Origin of the sequence: Rhodococcus sp. 06-462-5, assembly GCF_002258315.1 — a bacterium.
In the GTDB taxonomy this organism is placed as follows: Bacteria; Actinomycetota; Actinomycetes; order Mycobacteriales; family Mycobacteriaceae; genus Rhodococcoides.
Genome location: NZ_NOYD01000038.1, coordinates 101002 through 119723 on the forward strand (window position 1 = coordinate 101002; position 18722 = coordinate 119723).

The 18722-nt window shown below is 64.7% G+C and carries 19 protein-coding genes and 1 other RNA gene; 16 read left to right on the forward strand and 4 right to left on the reverse strand.

The window, feature by feature from the left end; translation table 11 throughout:
• Positions 1-143: 143 nt before the first annotated feature.
• Positions 144-1364, reverse strand: coding sequence for an acyl-CoA dehydrogenase family protein (locus tag CH251_RS17690; RefSeq protein WP_094614292.1), 1221 nt, complete (start codon positions 1362-1364; stop codon positions 144-146).
• Between the two features lie 44 nt (positions 1365-1408).
• Positions 1409-2818: an acyl-CoA dehydrogenase family protein gene (locus tag CH251_RS17695; protein ID WP_094614496.1), complete on the reverse strand. Its 1410-nt coding sequence runs from the start codon at positions 2816-2818 to the stop codon at positions 1409-1411.
• Positions 2819-2960: 142 nt separating this feature from the next.
• Here CH251_RS17695 and CH251_RS17700 point away from each other — a divergent pair, with 142 nt between their 5' ends.
• Positions 2961-3329: a DUF1304 domain-containing protein gene (locus CH251_RS17700; protein ID WP_094614293.1), complete on the forward strand. Its 369-nt coding sequence runs from the start codon at positions 2961-2963 to the stop codon at positions 3327-3329.
• A gap of 7 nt (positions 3330-3336) precedes the next feature.
• Here the strand turns inward: CH251_RS17700 and hisN are convergent, their stop codons facing one another.
• Entirely contained in the window at positions 3337-4128 is a 792-nt protein-coding gene (gene hisN / locus CH251_RS17705; protein WP_094614294.1) for a histidinol-phosphatase, read from the reverse strand.
• 59 nt (positions 4129-4187) lie between these two features.
• Complete coding sequence (locus CH251_RS17710) at positions 4188-4679, reverse strand: carbonic anhydrase (RefSeq protein WP_094614295.1); 492 nt, start codon at positions 4677-4679, stop codon at positions 4188-4190.
• A 224-nt stretch (positions 4680-4903) separates the two neighbouring features.
• On the opposite strand from CH251_RS17710, the gene prfB reads away from it, so the two are divergent.
• From prfB to CH251_RS17785, 15 genes are all read left to right on the forward strand, one after another.
• Positions 4904-6016 carry a peptide chain release factor 2 gene (gene prfB / locus CH251_RS17715; protein ID WP_094614497.1) on the forward strand — a complete coding sequence of 371 codons (1113 nt, stop codon included), beginning with the start codon at positions 4904-4906 and terminating at the stop codon, positions 6014-6016.
• Between the two features lie 38 nt (positions 6017-6054).
• On the forward strand, positions 6055-6954 hold the full coding sequence (locus CH251_RS17720; RefSeq protein WP_094614296.1) for a mechanosensitive ion channel family protein: 900 nt from the start codon (positions 6055-6057) through the stop codon (positions 6952-6954).
• On the forward strand, positions 6951-7394 hold the full coding sequence (locus tag CH251_RS17725) for a hypothetical protein (RefSeq protein WP_094614297.1): 444 nt from the start codon (positions 6951-6953) through the stop codon (positions 7392-7394). The genes CH251_RS17720 and CH251_RS17725 overlap by 4 nt, the downstream gene beginning before the upstream one ends.
• Positions 7395-7480: 86 nt before the next feature.
• A complete protein-coding gene (gene ftsE, locus CH251_RS17730) occupies positions 7481-8170 on the forward strand; it encodes a cell division ATP-binding protein FtsE (RefSeq protein WP_027496574.1) in 690 nt (229 codons plus the stop codon).
• Between the two features lie 66 nt (positions 8171-8236).
• The gene (ftsX, locus tag CH251_RS17735; protein ID WP_045195704.1) at positions 8237-9142 is read left to right on the forward strand and encodes a permease-like cell division protein FtsX; all 906 of its coding nucleotides are present in this window, start codon (positions 8237-8239) and stop codon (positions 9140-9142) included.
• Between the two features lie 83 nt (positions 9143-9225).
• Positions 9226-9699, forward strand: a complete 474-nt coding sequence (gene smpB / locus CH251_RS17740) for an SsrA-binding protein SmpB (RefSeq protein ID WP_032397704.1) — start codon at positions 9226-9228, stop codon at positions 9697-9699.
• Positions 9700-9707: 8 nt separating this feature from the next.
• Positions 9708-10562, forward strand: coding sequence for a DMT family transporter (locus tag CH251_RS17745; RefSeq protein WP_094614298.1), 855 nt, complete (start codon positions 9708-9710; stop codon positions 10560-10562).
• A gap of 31 nt (positions 10563-10593) precedes the next feature.
• Positions 10594-12045: an SDR family NAD(P)-dependent oxidoreductase gene (locus CH251_RS17750; protein WP_256979147.1), complete on the forward strand. Its 1452-nt coding sequence runs from the start codon at positions 10594-10596 to the stop codon at positions 12043-12045.
• A gap of 65 nt (positions 12046-12110) precedes the next feature.
• Positions 12111-12481, forward strand: a transfer-messenger RNA (tmRNA) gene (gene ssrA / locus CH251_RS17755).
• Positions 12482-12599: 118 nt separating this feature from the next.
• Complete coding sequence (locus tag CH251_RS17760; RefSeq protein ID WP_094614498.1) at positions 12600-13259, forward strand: alpha/beta fold hydrolase; 660 nt, start codon at positions 12600-12602, stop codon at positions 13257-13259.
• A complete protein-coding gene (locus tag CH251_RS17765; protein ID WP_373454966.1) occupies positions 13238-14527 on the forward strand; it encodes an NAD(P)/FAD-dependent oxidoreductase in 1290 nt (429 codons plus the stop codon). The genes CH251_RS17760 and CH251_RS17765 overlap by 22 nt, the downstream gene beginning before the upstream one ends.
• Entirely contained in the window at positions 14518-15297 is a 780-nt protein-coding gene (locus CH251_RS17770) for a DUF1365 domain-containing protein (protein ID WP_094614301.1), read from the forward strand. The genes CH251_RS17765 and CH251_RS17770 overlap by 10 nt, the downstream gene beginning before the upstream one ends.
• A complete protein-coding gene (locus CH251_RS17775) occupies positions 15294-16607 on the forward strand; it encodes a cyclopropane-fatty-acyl-phospholipid synthase family protein (RefSeq protein ID WP_094614302.1) in 1314 nt (437 codons plus the stop codon). Before CH251_RS17770 ends, CH251_RS17775 begins: the two co-directional genes overlap by 4 nt.
• On the forward strand, positions 16604-17929 hold the full coding sequence (locus CH251_RS17780; protein ID WP_094614303.1) for a cyclopropane-fatty-acyl-phospholipid synthase family protein: 1326 nt from the start codon (positions 16604-16606) through the stop codon (positions 17927-17929). Before CH251_RS17775 ends, CH251_RS17780 begins: the two co-directional genes overlap by 4 nt.
• Entirely contained in the window at positions 17917-18717 is an 801-nt protein-coding gene (locus CH251_RS17785; RefSeq protein WP_094614499.1) for a DUF1295 domain-containing protein, read from the forward strand. Before CH251_RS17780 ends, CH251_RS17785 begins: the two co-directional genes overlap by 13 nt.
• Positions 18718-18722: the final 5 nt, after the last annotated feature.

Consider the following 18722-nt stretch of genomic DNA (forward strand, 5'->3'; position numbering starts at 1 on the left):
GCCGTACACGATGACGACGTTCGACAGACCACGATATCGACACCGGTCACGGAAATTTCTTTCTCAACCACGAAAAACGGCACCGGACACATGGTCCGATGCCGTTTCGCGGTAATTCCTCGGCTCGACTACGAGCCAGGTGGTCACTTCAGTTCTGCGGACGACTTTCCGAGCACACGACGAGCAACGATCAGCTGCTGAATCTGCTGCGTTCCCTCGAAGATGTCGAGAATCTTGGAGTCGCGGCTCCACTTCTCGAGCAGCGGGCGCTCGGAGTAGCCGTACGTGCCGGCCAGCTCCACTGCCTTGAGGGTGATGTCGACCGCCGAACGACCAGCCTTGGCCTTGGACATCGAGGCCTGGAGGGAGTTCGGCTCCTTGTTGTCGGCCATCCACGCTGCCCGCAGTGCGAGCAGATGCGCTGCCTCCCAGTCCGCTTCGAGGCGCAGGAACTCCGCGGCCGCCGCGTGCTGGTTGTAGGCAGGGGTCTCGTACGAGATCTCGACTCCGGCCTCCACCAGGATGGACCTCAGCTCTTCGAGTGATGCCCGTGCCACGCCGATCGCCATGCCTGCCACCAACGGGCGGGTGTTGTCGAAGGTCTGCATGACGCCGGCGAAGCCTTTTTCGACGTTCACCTCGGCGGTGCCGAGCAGGTTGTCCTTCGGGATGCGGCAATCCTCGAGCAGCAGGGCTGCGGTGTCGGACGCCTTGATGCCCAGCTTGTGCTCGAGGCGCGCAACCGACAGGCCCGGAGCGTCACGCGGGACGACGAACGACTTGATGGCCGCGCGGCCGAGAGACTTGTCGACCGTTGCCCATACGACGATGTGGGTGGAACGTTCACCGGCGGTGACGTAGATCTTCTCGCCGTTGAGAACCCACTCGTCGCCGTCGAGGACAGCGGTGGTGGTCACGGCTGCGGAGTCCGAGCCGAAGCTGGGCTCGGTGATGGCCATCGAAGCCCACACCTTGCCGAAGCGCTCGAGCTGCTCGTCGGTGGATACCGCTGCGATGGCTGAGTTGCCGAGTCCCTGGTAGGGGATCGACAGCGTGAGGCCGACATCGCCCCAGCAGGTCTCGATCACGTTCACCAAGGCGGACATGTTGCCGCCGTTGGCGTTCGCGGTCTTGCTGGGCTTGGCCGACTCGCTGTCCTTCTCGCGGCCACCGGCGGCTCCACCGATTTCGCCGCCGGCGTCGGACATGCCTTCGACCATGGACGCCATGGTGTCGAGCTCCACCGGGTACTCGTGCTCGGCGAGGTCGTACTTGCGGGAAATCGGGCGGAAGATCTCGGCAGCGACCTGGTGAGCCTGATTCGCCTGCGCCCGAAGCTTCTTGGGAAGTTCAAGATTGATCATCGTGTATGTCCTTGGGTGAGTGCCATGGAATTCGGGGCGGCGAGCTAGATGAGAACGATGCCCTCGGCGACGCCGACGGACCGCAGATCGCGGTACCAACGCTCGACCGGGTGCTCCTTGGTGAAACCGTGACCGCCGAGCAGCTGCACGCCGTCGGAACCGATCTGCATCCCCTTCTCGGAGGCGAGTCGACGCGCGAGCGCCGATTCACGAGCGAACGACAGTCCTTGCTCGGCCCGCGAAGCGCCGCGCAGCGTGACCAACCGCATGCCGTCGAGTTCGATGGCGATGTTGGCGACCATGAAGGCCACGGCCTGACGGTTGCTGATCGGCTCACCGAAGGCGACACGATCGTTGACGTACGGAATGACGTAGTCCAGTACGGCCTGGCTCGTACCGACGGCCAGTGATGCCCAGCCGAGTCGAGCGAGACCGATGGCGGCGCTGTACTCGGCGGCCCGCTGGTCTGCGTCACCGTCACCGAGCAGTGCCGACTCGGGAACTGCGACGTCGGTCAGGATCAGGCGACCGAGACCGGCTGCGCGCAGGCCCATGCTCGGGTCGGCTTCCACGACGAGGCCCTTGGAGTCGGACTCGACGATGAAGAATGCCGGACGGCCTTCGAGTTCTGCGGCGATGACGAACAGCTCGGAACTGCCTGCAGCGGGCACCAGGCTCTTGACGCCGTTGAGCTTGTAGCCGCTGGGGGAGCGAACGGCCTTGGTCTGCAACGCATACGGATCGAACAATGCGCGCGGCTCGTTGACGACGACAGCAGCGTTGGGCACCTTCTCACCGACGAACGCGGGAAGATAGGTCTTCTGCTGCGCGTCCGTACCCCACTGTGTGAGGGCGACGGCTACGCCGCTGGGCGCGAGGATGGGCAATGCCAGGCCCATGTCGCCGTGGGCAAGCGCCTCGGCGACGAGGGAGTTGGTGACCGCGCCACGCTCGGTGGCTGCGCCGTCGAGCTCTTCGGGAACATTGATCAGGGTGATGCCGAGCTCGGCGGAACGGCGGACCAGATCTTCTGGGGAGGAAGCGTTGTGGTCTGCATCGAACGCGGCCGGGCGGAGAATCTCCTCGGCGAACTCCTTGACCGTCTCGACGATCATGCGCTGTTCGTCGTCGGGCGTCAGGTCGAAGTAGCTCAGGTTCTTGGCGGCACCGTCGTCGAGACGCTTGGGCTTGCCGCCACCGGTGACCTTGGCGAACGTGCGATTGGCGGCGCCGAGGGTCTTGAACCCGGTCTTCGTGCTCTCGTACGTCACCCGGTCGATGGTTTGACGAAGGTTGTACTTCTCCGCCAGTTCCGATCCGGTGATGGCGGTCAGAACGCGCATGGCGGTTCCGATCGCATCCCTCTTGAACGGGTTGAGGCCAACCGCTGAAGTATCGCGGGGCACCTTGGGGGCCTTCGCGTCGACCACACTGTCTTGCTTGCTCATGATCACCAGTTCCTCGGCGTCGGGCACGGACTCCATAGATCTTACTCCCGAGTAAGTTAGCTGTCTACTGTCGAGTAAGTTCATTCACGGTGTCGGGCGACGGCGCGATGCACCACGCCGGGCGGCCGCACTATGGCACGCTGATCCGGTGAATTCGATCGCCCAGGTTTTCGCCGCCCTCGCCGCGGCCCTGCACGCCGTCATCTTCGTCATGGAAAGCGTGGTGTGGTCCAAGCCTGCCGTGTGGTCGCGCTTCGGCGTCGCCAGTCAACACGACGCCGACGTCGTCAAACCGATGGCCTTCAATCAGGGCTTCTACAACCTGTTCCTGGGTATCGGCATCGTGGTCGGCCTCGTCGTGGGCGGCTCTGCGGGCGACGCCATCGTGTACTTCGCCTGTGCGAGCATCGTCGGCGCAGCACTCGTGCTCGCGACGGGCGGCGCGAAGTACTTTCGAGCGGCGTTCGTTCAGGGCATCACACCGCTGATCGCGCTGGTTGTGGCTGCAGTTCTCTAGGCAAGTGTCAGGCCCGCGGGGACAGGTGCTCGAGGACCGCGTGCTGCAGTAGGCCGTTGGTGGCCACGGCACTGCCGCCGTGTGGGCCCGCGGTGCCGTCGAGCGCGGTGAACTCGCCGCCTGCCTCGCGCACCAGGACATCCAGGGCCGCCAGGTCCCACAGCGAGACCTCGGGTTCGGCGGCGATGTCGACTGCCCCCTCGGCGACCAGGCAGTACGAGAAGAAGTCGCCGTAGCCGCGCACCCGCCACACGGCGTCGGTCAGGTCGAGGAACCGATCCCTGGTACCCAGTTCGGCCCAGCCGGACAGGCTGGAGAAGCTCAGACTCGACGACGCCAGCGAATCGACCTTCGAGACCTCGAGCCGGCGCGGGGTGCCCCCGTCCGATGCAGTCCAGGCCCCCTGATCGAGTGCGGCCCACCAGCGTCGGTTCAAGGCAGGTGCGCTGACGACTCCTACCCGCGGTACTCCGTCGTCGAGCAGGGCGATCAACGTCGCCCACACCGGAACGCCGCGGACGAAGTTCTTGGTGCCGTCGATGGGATCGACCACCCACTGGCGTCCGCGCAACGTCGCCGTGCCGCCGAACTCCTCGCCCAGCAATGCGTCGGCGGGGCGCTGCGCTCCGAGCGAGCTGCGGATCGCCGTCTCGACGGCCAGATCCGCGTCGGACACCGGTGTGAGATCAGGCTTGGAATCCACCGACAGGTCCAAGGCGAGAAATCGTCGGCGGGTGATGGCGTCGGCGTCGTCGGCGAGCCTGAGGGCGAGAGAAAGATCCTCGGAGTAGTCGGTCACCGGAGAAGACTATCGCCGCGCGTACGGCGTCTCGCATGCGGCGATATGTGTGGCTTGGCCTATTCGGTGACTTCGTTCAGCTTCCCGGTTGCCACGTCGAAAACGAAGCCTCGAATGGATTCGTGCTTCGTGACGAACGGGCTCTGCTCGATGCGTGCCAGCGATTGGCGAACATCACGGTCCAGATCGGTGAACGACTCGGCCGCCCAGTGTGGCTCGATGCCCGTCTCGTCCTGCAGATCTTTCTTGAATTCGTCGTCGGTGAAGGTGAGCATGCCGCAGTCGGTGTGATGGATCAGGATGATCTCCTTGGTGCCGAGCAGACGCTGACTGATGGCCAGCGAGCGAATCTCGTCATCGGTGATGACACCGCCCGCATTGCGGATCACGTGTGCTTCGCCGTCGTGGAGACCGAGAATGCGGTAGACGTCGAGTCGAGCGTCCATGCACGCCACCACTGCCACGTGCTTCGACGGCGGCAACGGTAGGGGACCGTCGAACGTCTCGGCGTATGCCTTGTTGTTCTCGAGGTACTGGTCGGTGACGGTCATGCGACGCTCCTGTGTACTGCGGGTGTGGCCGGCACCGGGCGGTGGCAGGCATGTCGAGATGCGAATATGTCGATGAGCCGAAAGCTAGCAGTCCACCGATGGCCTGACGAGAGTTGAAATCTGCGCGGTTCGAACCCTCGACGTCGGTCTCCGTTCGGCTCGTGGGGGCCGGGGGAATCGGGGGCGGTCGGGTTCGGGTTCGCGTGCCGGTAACCTTGACTCTCGTGCATCCCGACGTTTCTGCAGACCTGGCCGAGCTCGACACCACTCTGTCCACCGTCGAGTCGGTTCTCGACGTCGAGGAACTGCGGCGACGCATCGACGAACTCGAGCACCAGGCCGCGTCGCCGGACCTGTGGAACGACCAGGAACACGCGCAGCAGGTGACCAGCCAGCTGTCCCATGCGCAGGCCGAACTCCGCCGCGTCGAAGAGCTCCGCCAGCGCCTCGAGGACATGCCGGTTCTGTACGAGCTCGCCGAGGGTGAAGAAGGCGAGGCAGCCCAATCCGCCACCGCCGACGCCGACGCCGAACGCGCCTCGCTCCGGGAGGACATCGCAGCCATGGAAGTGCGGACCCTGCTGTCCGGCGAGTACGACGCGCGCGACGCGCTGGTCAACATCCGGTCCGGCGCAGGCGGAATCGACGCCGCCGACTGGGCAGAGATGCTCATGCGCATGTACATCCGCTGGGCCGAGAAGCACGGCTACGGCGTCGAGGTCTACGACACCTCCTACGCCGAAGAAGCAGGCATCAAGAGCGCCACGTTCGCAGTCAAGGCTCCGTACACGTACGGCACGTTGTCCGTGGAACAGGGCACGCACCGACTCGTCCGGATCAGTCCGTTCGACAACCAGGGTCGGCGCCAGACCTCGTTCGCGGAGGTGGAGGTGCTTCCGGTCGTCGAGACCACCGACCACATCGAGATCCCCGAGAACGACATTCGTGTGGACGTGTACCGCTCGTCCGGGCCGGGTGGGCAGTCGGTCAACACCACCGACTCCGCCGTCCGGTTGACGCACATCCCGACGGGGATCGTGGTGACCTGCCAGAACGAGAAGTCTCAGCTGCAGAACAAGGTGTCGGCCATGCGAGTGCTGCAGGCCAAGCTGCTCGAGGTCAAGCGCAAGGAAGAGCGCGCAGAGATGGACGCGCTCAAGGGTGACGGCGGTAGCTCGTGGGGTAACCAGATGCGCTCGTACGTGTTGCACCCGTACCAGATGGTCAAGGATCTGCGTACCGAGTACGAAGTCAACAATCCGTCTACAGTTCTCGACGGGGACATCGACGGATTCCTGGAATCGGGAATTCGTTGGCGAATGCGAGGGGAGCAGTAGATGACCGGTCATTGCGCAGGATCCACTCCGTCGATCCGATGACGAGCTGGCTGAACCCGACGCTCGACCTGAAGCTGAACGCCCTCGGGATCGTGCTGTACATCCTGGGCGGAATGCTGGCGGCGCGGTTCGTCACCTGGACCGGGTCCCGCATCACGGCCCGGATCGACCAGAACTACCAGCACAGCGATGCCCTCGTGCGGTCCGAGGCCGCCAAGCACCGGCATGCGCTCGCCCAGGTGATCACCTGGGTCGTGGTCACCCTCATCTACATCCTCGTCACCATCGAAGTGCTGCGTCGCTTCGGATTCGGCGTCGGCGGGCTGGTGGCACCCGCCACGGTCATCGGCGCAGCACTCGGCTTCGGAGCTCAGCGCGTGGTCCAGGACATCCTGGCCGGGTTCTTCATCATCACCGAACGTCAGTACGGATTCGGTGACGTCGTGCAGATCGCCGTCAACGGTTCTGCGGAGGACGCCGAGGGCACGGTCGAGGACGTGACACTGCGCGTGACTCGGGTCCGCAGCGTCGACGGTGAGGTCATCACCGTGCCGAACGGGCAGATCGTCAAGGCGATCAACCTGTCGAAGGACTGGGCGCGCGCCGTCGTCGACGTTCCCGTGCCGAGCACCGCAGATCTCACCCAGGTCAACGCGCTGCTCCGATCGGTCGGCCGCGACGCGTTCGCGGACACTCGGTTGCGTCCCCTGCTCCTCGACGAACCGACGGTGATGGGCGTGGAGAGCATCGAGGTGGGGCAGGTCAACGTTCGCCTGGTGGCGCGTACGTTGCCGGGCAAACAGTTTCAGGTGGGACGAGAACTGCGAGTCCGGGTGGCTGCCGCGCTGCGGCCCGAGGGGATCAGCGTTGCTCCCGACGTCAGTACGGCCGGGGTCGCGCCGGAATCGTCGGGACGAGATCGGACGGAGGATCGATGAATACGCCCGATACCGGAACCGAACGCCCGCAGCGGAGCTGGCGACAGTGGCGCATTCCGGCCAAGATCTACGGTCGCGTGCGGACGTCCACCGTCGCGTTCGGAATCTGCTTCGTGCTCACCGGACTGTGGTACGGCCAGGTCAGTGCAGAGATCGCCGAGCGAGACAGCGAACAGGTTCAGGGCCCGGTCGCTGTGGATCCAGGCCAACTCACCCCCTACACCCAGCCGCAGACCTCGGAACCGACCTACTCGAGTACCACGGTCACACCCACTCCGACCGCTACCACCGATCCGGATGGATCGGGAAGCGTCGACGAATCCGGGCAGCCGGCGACGACGACCCTGCCGTCGACGACCACCGCGCCGTTCGGTGTCCCGCTGCCACCGGTGATTCAGTCGCTGATACCCAGCCAGCCAGCGCCGACGTCGTCTCGCTGAGTCACTCTTTACCGTCCCTCGGGACTCGCCGCGACGCCCGAGCGGTTCCGGCGGTTACCGGCGAGTAAGGACTACACTGGCGACCCGTGATCAGCACCTCGAATGTCTCCAAGTCCTACAAGACCTCCACCAGGCCTGCCCTGGACAAGGTGACGGTCTCCATCGACAAGGGTGAGTTCGTGTTCCTGATCGGCCCGTCGGGTTCGGGCAAGTCGACGTTCATGCGGCTGCTCCTCAAGGAGGAGACGCCCACCTCCGGTGACATCCACGTCGCCGACTTCCACGTCAACCGATTGGCGGCCCGACGGGTCCCTCGGCTGCGGCAGAGCATGGGCTGCGTGTTCCAGGACTTCCGCCTGTTGCAGCAGAAGACCGTCGTGGAGAACGTGGCGTTCGCCCTCGAGGTGATCGGTAAGCCGCGCTCGATGATCAAGCGCACCGTTCCGGAAGTTCTCGACCTGGTGGGACTGGGCGGCAAGTCGGATCGTCTGCCCAACGAGCTGTCCGGTGGAGAACAGCAGCGAGTGGCGATCGCTCGGGCGTTCGTCAATCGTCCACTCGTGCTGCTCGCGGACGAGCCGACCGGAAACCTCGATCCGGACACCAGCCAGGACATCATGCTGCTGCTCGAGCGCATCAACCGCACCGGAACCACGGTGCTGATGGCCACCCACGACAACCACATCGTCGACTCGATGCGCCGACGCGTCGTCGAACTCGACAACGGACGAGTCGTTCGCGACGAGGCCCGCGGGGTCTACGGCGTCGGTCGCTGACGCCGCCACCGACTCAGGACCGCACAGACGTCACGACCGAACGAATCGAAGGGCTCGGATTCCGCGATGCGCGCAAGTTTCATCTTCAGCGAGGTCTTCACCGGACTTCGCCGCAACATCACCATGACGATCGCCATGATCTTGACGACCGCAATTTCCCTGGGCCTGTTCGGCGGTGGCCTGCTCGTGGTCCAGATGGCGGGGAAGACTCAGCAGATCTTCCTCGATCGGGTGGAGGTGCAGATTTTCCTCACCGACGACATCTCGGCGAGCGACGCCGATTGTGCGCAGGAGACCTGTGCCACCCTGCGATCGGATCTCGAGAACACCCCGTCGGTGGTGTCGGTGCAGTACCTCAACCGTGAGGACGCGGTGAAGGACGCCACCGAACGCGTATTCAAGGATCAGCCGGAGTTGGCCGAACTGGTCAGTGCCGACAGCTTTCCCGCGTCGTTCAAGGTGCGTCTGAGCGATCCCGAACGGTTCGGGGTCATCAACGACAACTTCGAGAATCGACCGGGCGTGCAGAGCGTGCTCAATCAGCGCGATCTCGTCGAGCGTCTGTTCAGTGTGCTCAACGGCGTGCGCAACGCGGCATTCGCCATCGCCACGGTGCAGGCGATCGCGGCAATCCTGTTGATTGCCAACATGGTTCAGATCGCAGCGTTCACCAGACGAACCGAGGTGGGCATCATGCGGTTGGTCGGTGCCACTCGGTGGTACACCCAGCTGCCCTTCTTGCTCGAGGCGGTGGTGGCGGCGTTGATCGGGTCGGCGCTCGCGATCGCCGGCCTGTTCACCGCGAAGAACATGTTCATCGACGACGTTCTGTCGGATGTGTATCAGGCCAACATTCTGGCCCGAATATCCAACAGCGATGTCCTCCTCGTCTCGCCGTTCCTCGCGCTGGTCGGAGTCGGCATGGCTGCGGTGACGGCGTACATCACGCTGCGGTTGTACGTGCGCGAATAAATTCGGTTGCCGTTCGGTTCTATGCTGGAGCGGTTGCCCGTGGAACCGATCCACGCGGCGCATGCTCGAGAAAGGGCCCTGCAGTGAGAGAGAAGGGCCGCAAGGCCATCGCGACCAATCGCAAGGCGCGGCACAACTACTCCATACTCGACGTTCTCGAGGCCGGAGTCGCCCTCGTCGGTACCGAGGTCAAGAGTCTGCGCGACGGTAAGGCCTCACTGGTCGACGCCTTCGCGACCGTCGACGACGGCGAGATCTGGCTGCGCGGGCTGCACATCGCCGAATACACGCTCGGGAGCTGGACCAACCATGCGCCGCGGCGAAATCGCAAACTGCTCCTTCATCGCCGCGAGATCGACCGCCTGGCAAGCAAGGTCAAAGAGGGAAACCTGACGCTGGTGCCGTTGTCGATGTACTTCTCCGACGGCAAGGTCAAGGTCGAGCTGGCATTGGCCAAGGGCAAGCAGGACTACGACAAGAGACAGTCGCTGGCCAAGCGCACCGCCGAACGCGAGGTCACTCGCGAGCTCGGTCGTCGCGTGAAGGGAATGCGCTGACCGCTGTACTGCTCGCCCTGGTAGCCGCCGTCGGCTACGGAGTGAGCGATTTCGTCGGCGGAGTCGCATCCCGCCGAGTCGCCGCCCTCCGGGTGGTCATCGTGTCGTACCCCCTGTCGCTGGTGATCGTTCTGCTCGTCGCACCGTTCGTCGGTGGCACCATCGAGCTCCCGGCGATGCTCTGGGGGCTGGCCTCGGGTGTTGCCGGTGGCGTTGCGGTGTGGTGGTTCTACTTGGCCCTCGCTGCCGGGCCGATGGCCGTGGTCTCACCGGTCACCGCCGTCCTGGTCGCCGGGATCCCGGTGCTGGTGGGGCTGTCCATGGGTGAGCGTCCCGGAATCATCGCGTTCGTGGGTATCGCCGTCGCACTGGTGGCCGTGGTGCTGGTGAGCAGAGAATCCCCGGACGAGGTGACCGGCGAGGTGGCCGGCGGACGCGAGATGAAGTTCACCCGAACGGTCGCCTGGTTGACGGTCGGTTCGGGGGTGACCTTCGCTTTCGCGTTCATCTTTCTGCATCGGATCGGCGACGGCAGCGGGCTGTGGCCGCTCGCGGCATCGCGCGCATCCGCGACCGCGGTGGTCTGGATCGTGGCCCTCGCTTCCGGTCACTTCGCACCGCCGCACGGCAGCGTGCTCAAACTCGCGGCCTTCGTCAGCGTGCTCGACGTCGTCGCCAACGCTGCGATGATCTACGCCTATCAGGGTGGTCTGCTCTCCCTGGTCAGTGTCATCGCATCGCTGTATCCGGCGGCGACTGTACTGCTGGCGATGGTGATGCTCGGCGAGCGAGTGGGAACGTTGCAGAAGATCGGAATGGCGTTGGCGCTCGGTGCGATCGCGATGATCGCGCTCTCTGGTTGAACCGCATCGCCCGGGGGTAATGACTCCGGTTATGACAGCTTTCGACTCTGCCTCCGACACCCCCGCGCCCGAGAAGTCGCCGCGCGTCCTCGTCACCGGTGCCACGGGGTACCTGGGCGGTCGGCTGGCCCCGCGACTCCTCGACGAGGGGTACACGGTCCGCGTGTTGGCACGAACGCCCGCCAAGCTCGACTCCGTGCCGTGGGCGACCGATGTCGAGGTCGTGCAGGGCGATCTGAGCGATCGGGAATCGTTGAAGGAAGCGCTCAGCGGAGTCGACGTCATGTACTACCTGGTGCACTCGATGGGCACCGCGGGGCACTCGGATTTCGCCGACACCGAACGCGACAGCGCCGAGAACGTCGCGGCCGTGGCGGCGGAATGCGGTGTGGGGCGCATCGTCTACCTCGGCGGGTTGCATCCGCCGACCGGTGAACTCTCGCCGCACCTCAAGTCGCGTGCCGAGGTGGGACGCATTCTGATCGACTCGGGAGTTCCGACGATCGTGCTGCAGGCCGGTGTCGTGATCGGATCCGGCTCGGCGTCGTTCGAGATGATCCGGCACCTGACCAATCGGCTTCCGGTGATGACCACACCGCGGTGGGTACACAACCGCATCCAGCCCATCGCTGTGCGTGACGTGTTGCACTACCTGATCGGGGCCGCGAGTGCGCCCATCACCGAATCCAGGACCTTCGACATCGGCGGTCCCGATGTCATGCAGTACGGCGAGATGATGAACATCTATGCCGATGTCGCGGGTCTGCGGCAGCGTCGGATCATCGTGCTCCCGGTGCTGACTCCGCGACTGGCCGGCCACTGGATCGGGCTGGTGACTCCCATTCCGCGTGGGCTGGCGATGCCGCTCATCGAATCACTGCAATACGACGCCGTCGGCCACGAGATGGACATCGATGCCGTCGTGCCGCGTCCACAGGACGGCTTGACCGGCTACCGCGATTCCGTGAGATTGGCGCTGCGCAAGATCGACGACGGCGAGGTGGAGACTCGCTGGACCGATGCCACCGGAACCGCGGCACCGTCGGATCCGTTGCCCTCGGATCCGGCGTGGGCAGGCGAGGTCGTCTACACCGACACCCGGGTCGCTCGCAGTGCAGCGCGGTCGGCCGCGATCAGGCCTGCGCTCGAACGACTGGCCGATGCCGATGTTCTCACCGGCTGGCATCGCGACGTCACCGGACCCGACGCATCCGCGTCGGGCACCGAGCACACCACTCGGCTCAAGTCCTCCACTCGACTTCCCGGCGAGGCCTGGCTGGATCTGACGGTCGGCGGAACTGCGAAGCAGCCGACGATCGAGCAGCGGTTGGTGTTCTTCCCGCGCGGTCTGGCAGGCCGGGCGGTGTGGTACGCCTCGATGCCCGCACGCCTGGTGATGGCGCGTCGGATGCTGCGCACGGTGGTGCAGCGAGTCGACGCCGACGCTGCCTCGAATTCTGCGGATCGCCGAGTCGGCCGTTAATGGAATGAATGTGTCCGGGAGAGGCGTTACACTGAACAGCCCGGGCACGGTGTTCGGGAACATACGGGGCTGAACGGTTTCGACTTTGTATGTTGAGTCAGGGGAAGCGTGTCGGTGCAGGCGAGAGACCACCGTAAGCGTCATCGCAACCTTATAAGCGCCGATTCCAATCAGCGCGACTACGCACTCGCTGCCTAAGTAGCGACTGCGTGTCTGTCAGTCCGGGCTCGCCCTCGGTCCGGGTACTGGCATCAGCTAGAGGGCTCACCGATTCATCCGGCCGCGGGATGATGAGGAACATCAAACAGTGGCTGGGATCGTCATCCTGACTTGTTCGCGAGATCGGGAGATCCAAGTAGAGACATAGCGGACTGCACACGGAGAAGCCCTGGCAATGCAGCAGAGGACCCGGGTTCGATTCCCGGCAGCTCCACCGCAGAAGACCGGGCCGAGAGACACACTCTCGGCCCGGTCTTCTTTCTGTGTCGGCCAGGTCACAATCGACTCGACTCGACCCATCCCACCCGAAGCGACCGCGGTGCCGAATAGTGGTCATGAGCAACGAGCCGACTCCAGTTCTGCGCACCGGCAGAAGAGTGTCCGAGCCTGCACTGGTCGTGTTGGTCCTCGGCGGCGGCAAGGACGTGAGCCGGGCGCGTAGTAGGCCGTGGCACCTGGCCGGTCTGCGAATGTGGCCGTTCACCTGGATGCTTCGGCGCGCGGGCCGTACACGCGGCATATCGGTGCAGCAGCTGCAGTACCGGTTCCGGGGCTGGAACGCCCCCCGACGCTCTCCGGTCGAGGACGCCCGATGGGCGCTGAACCGAATTCACGACGAGTATCCGGACGTTCACGTGGTGGTCGTCGGCCATTCGATGGGTGGCCGCACCGCCGCTGCCCTGATCGACGATCCTTGCGTCGTGGGCGTCGTCGCGCTGGCCCCGTGGTGGCCGGAAGGTGTGGAGGCCGACGGATTCGGCGCGCATCAGGCGTTGCTCGTCGTACACGGGACTGCCGACAAGTGGACCGATCCGCGAACCTCGCGCCATGCGACCGAACGTGCGAAGGCTCGCGCGGCATCTGCTCGCTATCTTTCCGTTCCGGGTGGGCATTTCATGCTGCGCAATCCGCGGGTCTGGTCCAGGGCAACGCGCGACTTCGTTCTCGGTATCGCTGCCGATGCGCGGGCCGACTGCATGGGCAGGCAATCGTGACGCGGCGTCGAGTCGCGGTGGTGGGGAGCGGTGTTGCCGGTCTGACGGCGGCGTACGCGCTCTCCTCGACGTCGTCGGTGACGTTGTACGAGGCGGACTCCCGCCTCGGCGGCCATGCGGACACCCACTACGTGGACGGACCCGACGGTCGCGTCGGCGTCGACACCGGGTTCATCGTGCACAACGACCGGACGTATCCGACGCTGCTTCGACTGTTCGACGAACTGAACGTGCCTACGCAGGATTCGGACATGAGCATGTCCGTGCGCTGCGACGGGTGCGGCCTCGAGTACTCGGGAGGCCAGGGCATGCGCGGAATTCTCGCGCAACGCACAGCGGTGTTCAAGCCGCGATTCGTCTCGATGTTGCTCGAAGTCAAGCGTTTTCATCGCCTGGCCAACGAACTGCTGGACAGCGCCGAACCGGTGGAGTCCGAGACGACTCTCGCGCAGTTTCTGGCAGAGCATTCGTTCTCCGCGTACTTCGAAGCCCACTTCATGACGCCGCTGGTGTCTGCGGTGTGGTCGTGCGATCCGGACACTGCCCTCGCGTACCCCGCTCGCTACCTGTTCACCTTTCTTCGGCACCACGGAATGCTCACCGTCACCGGGTCTCCCACCTGGCGCACCGTCACCGGTGGATCCATCGAATACGTTCGCCGGGTTGCACAGCACATCGACGAGGTGTTGCTCGATACCCCCGTGCACGCGGTCTACAGGTCCGAGGACTGCGTACAGATCCGGGACGCCCGCGACGACCTGCGTACGTTCGACGCGGCCGTGATCGCGGTGCACCCCGGTGCCGCGCTGAAGATGCTCGCGGAACCGACTGCGCTCGAGCACAGCATCCTGGGAGCGATGCCGTACTCGACCAATCACACGCAACTGCACACCGATTCGTCTGTACTGCCGAAGAACACGAGAGCACGAGCGTCGTGGAACTATCACCTCCCGTCGTGCGCGGCCAAACCCGACCGGGTGCTGGTCAGCTACGACCTGACCAGGTTGCAGCGCCTGGGCGAGACCGATCGAAGAATGCTGGTCACCCTCGGTGGAGCGGATCGTATCGACTCGGGTCAGGTGCTGGACGAGATGACCTACGAACACCCGCAGTACACCCCGGAATCGGTTGCAGCGCAGCGTCGACTTCCTGAATTGGATACCGACACAGTGGCCTTCGCCGGTGCCTACCATGGCTGGGGATTTCACGAGGACGGTGCGCTCTCGGGAGCGCGGGCCGCACAGCGGGTGGGTGCCACATGGCTCTGACATCCGTTCTGCCGACCACCCGCGCACACGGGGCGGCGCTGTATCGCACTCGAATCGACCACGTTCGGCGCGCGCCGATTCGAAACACGTTCTCGTACAAGAGTTACAGCTGGTTCGTCGACCTCGACGCGCTCCCCGAGCTGCCCCGGATACTGCGACCGCTGGCCTCGTTCGACCCCCGCGACCACCTCGGTGACCCCGACGCCACCCTTCGCGAGAACGTCGATGCGTTCCTGGCGGAGAACGGTATCGACCTCGGCGGCGGACGAATCACGATGTTGGCCAGCGCGCGGGTGTTCGGGCACACCTTCAACCCACTGAGCGTGTACTGGTGTCACGACCACGACGGAGAGCTCCGCTGCGTCGTCGCGGAGGTGCACAACACCTACGGCGAGCGATACCGATATCTGCTGCACACCGATCATCGCGGCGCGGCCCGCACGCCCAAGCAGTTCTACGTCTCGCCGTTCAACGACGTCGACGGCGAATACTCCATGCTGCTACCCGAGCCGGACGCCGCACTTCGGCTCTCGATCGTCCTCGAGCGTGCCGGTCGGCCCCCGTTCGTGGCGACCGTCGACGGCCGTCGACGAGAGGTGACGACGCGGTCGATTCTTCGCACTGCACTCGAGATCCCGTGTGCGCCGTTGCGGGTGGTGATTCAGATCCGCTGGCAAGGCATTCGGCTCTGGGCGCGCGGTCTGAAGATCGTGCAGAAACCTGCCCCTCCCGGGGCGCGAGAATTCCAGAAGGAAGGGGCCAACCGATGACAACTGTGTCGAAGGCCGATTCTGTGTCGAACCCGTACGGTGGTTCCACTGGCGGTCCGAACCCGCTGGTCGATCCGCAGGTCTGGCCCCAGATCGCCCATGTTCCCGGTGGTATGAAGGTGGCGGCCGCCGCACCCGTTGCCGACTTCCTCTTCCGCCGCGCGGTCGCGCGACTGCAGGTTCGGGTCGCCATGCCCGACGGCGAAGTGATCGGAGCCGGCTCGCCCGACGCACCGTTGATGACCGTCTATCGGCCACACGACTTCGCCGCGCGAGTCGGCGACAGCGGACTCATCGGATTCGGTGAGGCGTACATGGCCGGTGACTGGGATGCCGAGGATCTCACTGCCGTGCTCGAGGTCTTCGCCCGCCGAATGGCGTCCCTGATTCCGAAATCGCTGCAGCGCCTACGAGGGCTCTATATCCCCAAACCTCCACGGAGCGAGCGCAATACGACGAAGAACACTCGATCCAACATCTCTCGCCACTACGACTTGTCGAACGACCTCTTCGAGCTCTTCCTCGACGAGACGATGACCTACTCCAGTGCGTTGTTCGCCGAATCGGGGAGCGGTGACGACAGTGTGGAGCTTGCCGACGCTCAGCGCCGCAAGATCGATCGACTACTCGACCGTGCGGGCGTCGGCGAGGGAACCAGAGTGCTCGAGATCGGTACCGGATGGGGCGAGCTGGCCATCCGTGCGGCCGCTCGTGGTGCGACGGTGCGGTCGGTGACACTGTCGACCGAACAGCAGGAGCTGGCGCGTAAGCGCTGCGCCGCTGCGGGCTACGGAGATCGAGTCCGGATCGATCTCCTCGACTACCGCTTGGTCGACGGCGAGTACGACGCGATCGTGTCGGTCGAGATGATCGAGGCCGTCGGGCATCAGTACTGGGCAACGTATTTCGAGACGATCGACTCACTGCTCGCACCGGGTGGGCGGGTTGCCCTCCAGGCGATCACGATGCCGCACGATCGCATGCTGGCTACCCGGAACACGTACACCTGGGTGCACAAGTACATCTTTCCCGGCGGATTCCTGCCGTCGGTGCGGGCCATCGAGGAGGTGACCGAGCAGAGCACTTCGCTTCGGGTCCGGGAGAGACTGTCCATGGGCGATCACTATGCGCGAACCCTCGCTCTGTGGGACAGGCGCTTCGGTGAATACCGCAGTGAGGCAGAGCAGCTCGGTTTCGACGAGGTGTTCGCACGAATGTGGCACTTCTACCTGTGCTATTCGGAGGCGGGATTCCGATCCGGATACCTCGATGTTCAGCAGATCGTGCTCGACCGAAGGGACAACCGATGACCACCTCGACACTTTCCGCGGGCCGGACCGATCGCAGTGTCGGTGTCGCGCATCGGATTGCCGAGTTGATAGAACCCTTGGTCGGCGGTCCTCTTCCCGTTCGGCTGCAGGCGTGGGATGGATCCGTCGCAGGCGATGCCTCGGCACCGCGAGTGCTGTTGCGGAGCCCGAGCGCCCTTCGTCGATTGCTGTGGAGCCCCGGTGAACTCGGCGCTGCGCAGGCGTACGTCACCGGGGAGCTGGACGTCGAGGGCGATCTCGCCGCGGCTCTCGATCACGTCTGGGGTGTGGTGCGTGAGCGCCGACTCTCGGCGATTCGGCCGGGGCCGGCAGCGCTCCTGCGGTTGGCGAAACTGGCGAAGGATCTCGGAGTGTTCGGTCGCCCGCTACCGCCGCCCGCGTCGCAGGCCTCGGTGAAGGGGCGGCTGCACTCGATGCTCCGTGACCGCGCTGCGATCAGCCACCACTACGACCTGTCGAACGACTTCTACCAATTGGTGCTCGATTCGCACATGGCGTATTCGTCGGCGTACTGGACCTCCGATTCGCCGGACTACACCCTCGACGATGCTCAGCGCGACAAACTCGACCTCGTCTGTCGAAAGATCGGCCTCGACAAGCGCCGAGGGCAACGCTTTCTCGACGTCGGCTGCGGCTGGGGGTCCCTGAGCCTGCACGCGGCTCAGGAGTACGGAGCGCAGGTCGTCGGAGTGACCATCTCGCGCGAACAGAAGGCTTTCATCGACAAGCGAATTGCCGACCGAGGACTGCAGGACAAGGTCGAGATCCGAATTCAGGATTATCGAGAGATCCCGGACGGGCCCTTCGACGCGGTGGCGTCGATCGAGATGGGCGAGCATGTGGGGGAGGCCAACTACCCGACCTACACCGCCGCACTGCGTTCGAACGTCAGGCCGGGTGGGCGCGTGCTGATTCAGCAGATGTCGCGGAGGGAGGGCGACAATCCCGGCGGCGGAGCGTTCATCGAATCGTTCATCGCACCGGACATGTACATGCGCCCGGTCGGGCGGACCGTCGCGATGATCGAGGAGGCCGGACTCGAGGTTCGTGACGTCCACGCCCTTCGGGAGCACTACGTGCGAACCGTGGACGTCTGGACGGAGCGTTTCGAAGCGCGCTTCGACGACGTGGTGGCGATGGTAGGGGAAGAGGTCGCTCGTGTGTGGCGGCTGTACCTGATCGGCGGCGGAATGGCGTTCCGGGACAACAGGATGGGCGTCGACCAAATTCTGGCGGTTCGGTCCGAGAACGGACCGTCCGGGATGGAATCGGTCCGACCGGTGTGGGTGTGCCCGCGGTGAACTGGTCCGACTTCCTGACCGTATCGCTGGCGAGCCTCGGCGGGACCGCTGTTCTGATGATCTCCACCGCCCTCATCGGCGCGCGTATCGGACGCCACAACGTCGTGGACGTGACGTGGGGCGGGGGATTCGTTCTGATCGCGCTGATCTCGGCTGCGACCGGAACAGGTGACTTGTGGCGTCGAGTACTACTGCTCGTCCTCGTCGGTGTGTGGGGGCTTCGTCTTGCCGTGCACGTCTTTCGACGCTCGCGCGGTCACGGTGAGGATCCGCGCTACACCGAGCTGCTCGCCAAGGCCACCGGCAACGAAACCCTGTATGCCCTTCGAAAGATCTACCTGACGCAGGAGGCTGCATTGTGGTTCGTGTCGCTGCCGCTGCAGGTATCCGCTGTCGCACACGGATCCGTTCTGCCGGTGGTCGTACTCGGGGTACTGGTCTGGATTCTCGGATGGACGTTCGAGGCAGTGGGCGATGCGCAGCTGAAAGCCTTCAAGGCCGATGCGTCGAACAAGGGCAGGATCATGGATCGCGGATTGTGGTCGTGGACCAGGCACCCCAACTACTTCGGTGACTCGGCAGTGTGGTGGGGATTGTTCCTCGTGTGCGCCTCGGCGTGGCCCGGGGTGTTCACCGTGCTCTCACCCATCGCGATGACGTACTTCCTGGTGTTCGCCACCGGTGCGCGGTTGCTCGAACGCAGCATGGAGAAGCGGTCCGGCTATCGCGAGTACCAGCAGCGAACCAGCTATTTTCTCCCGCGGCCACCGAAGCAGCACAGCAAGTAGCTCGC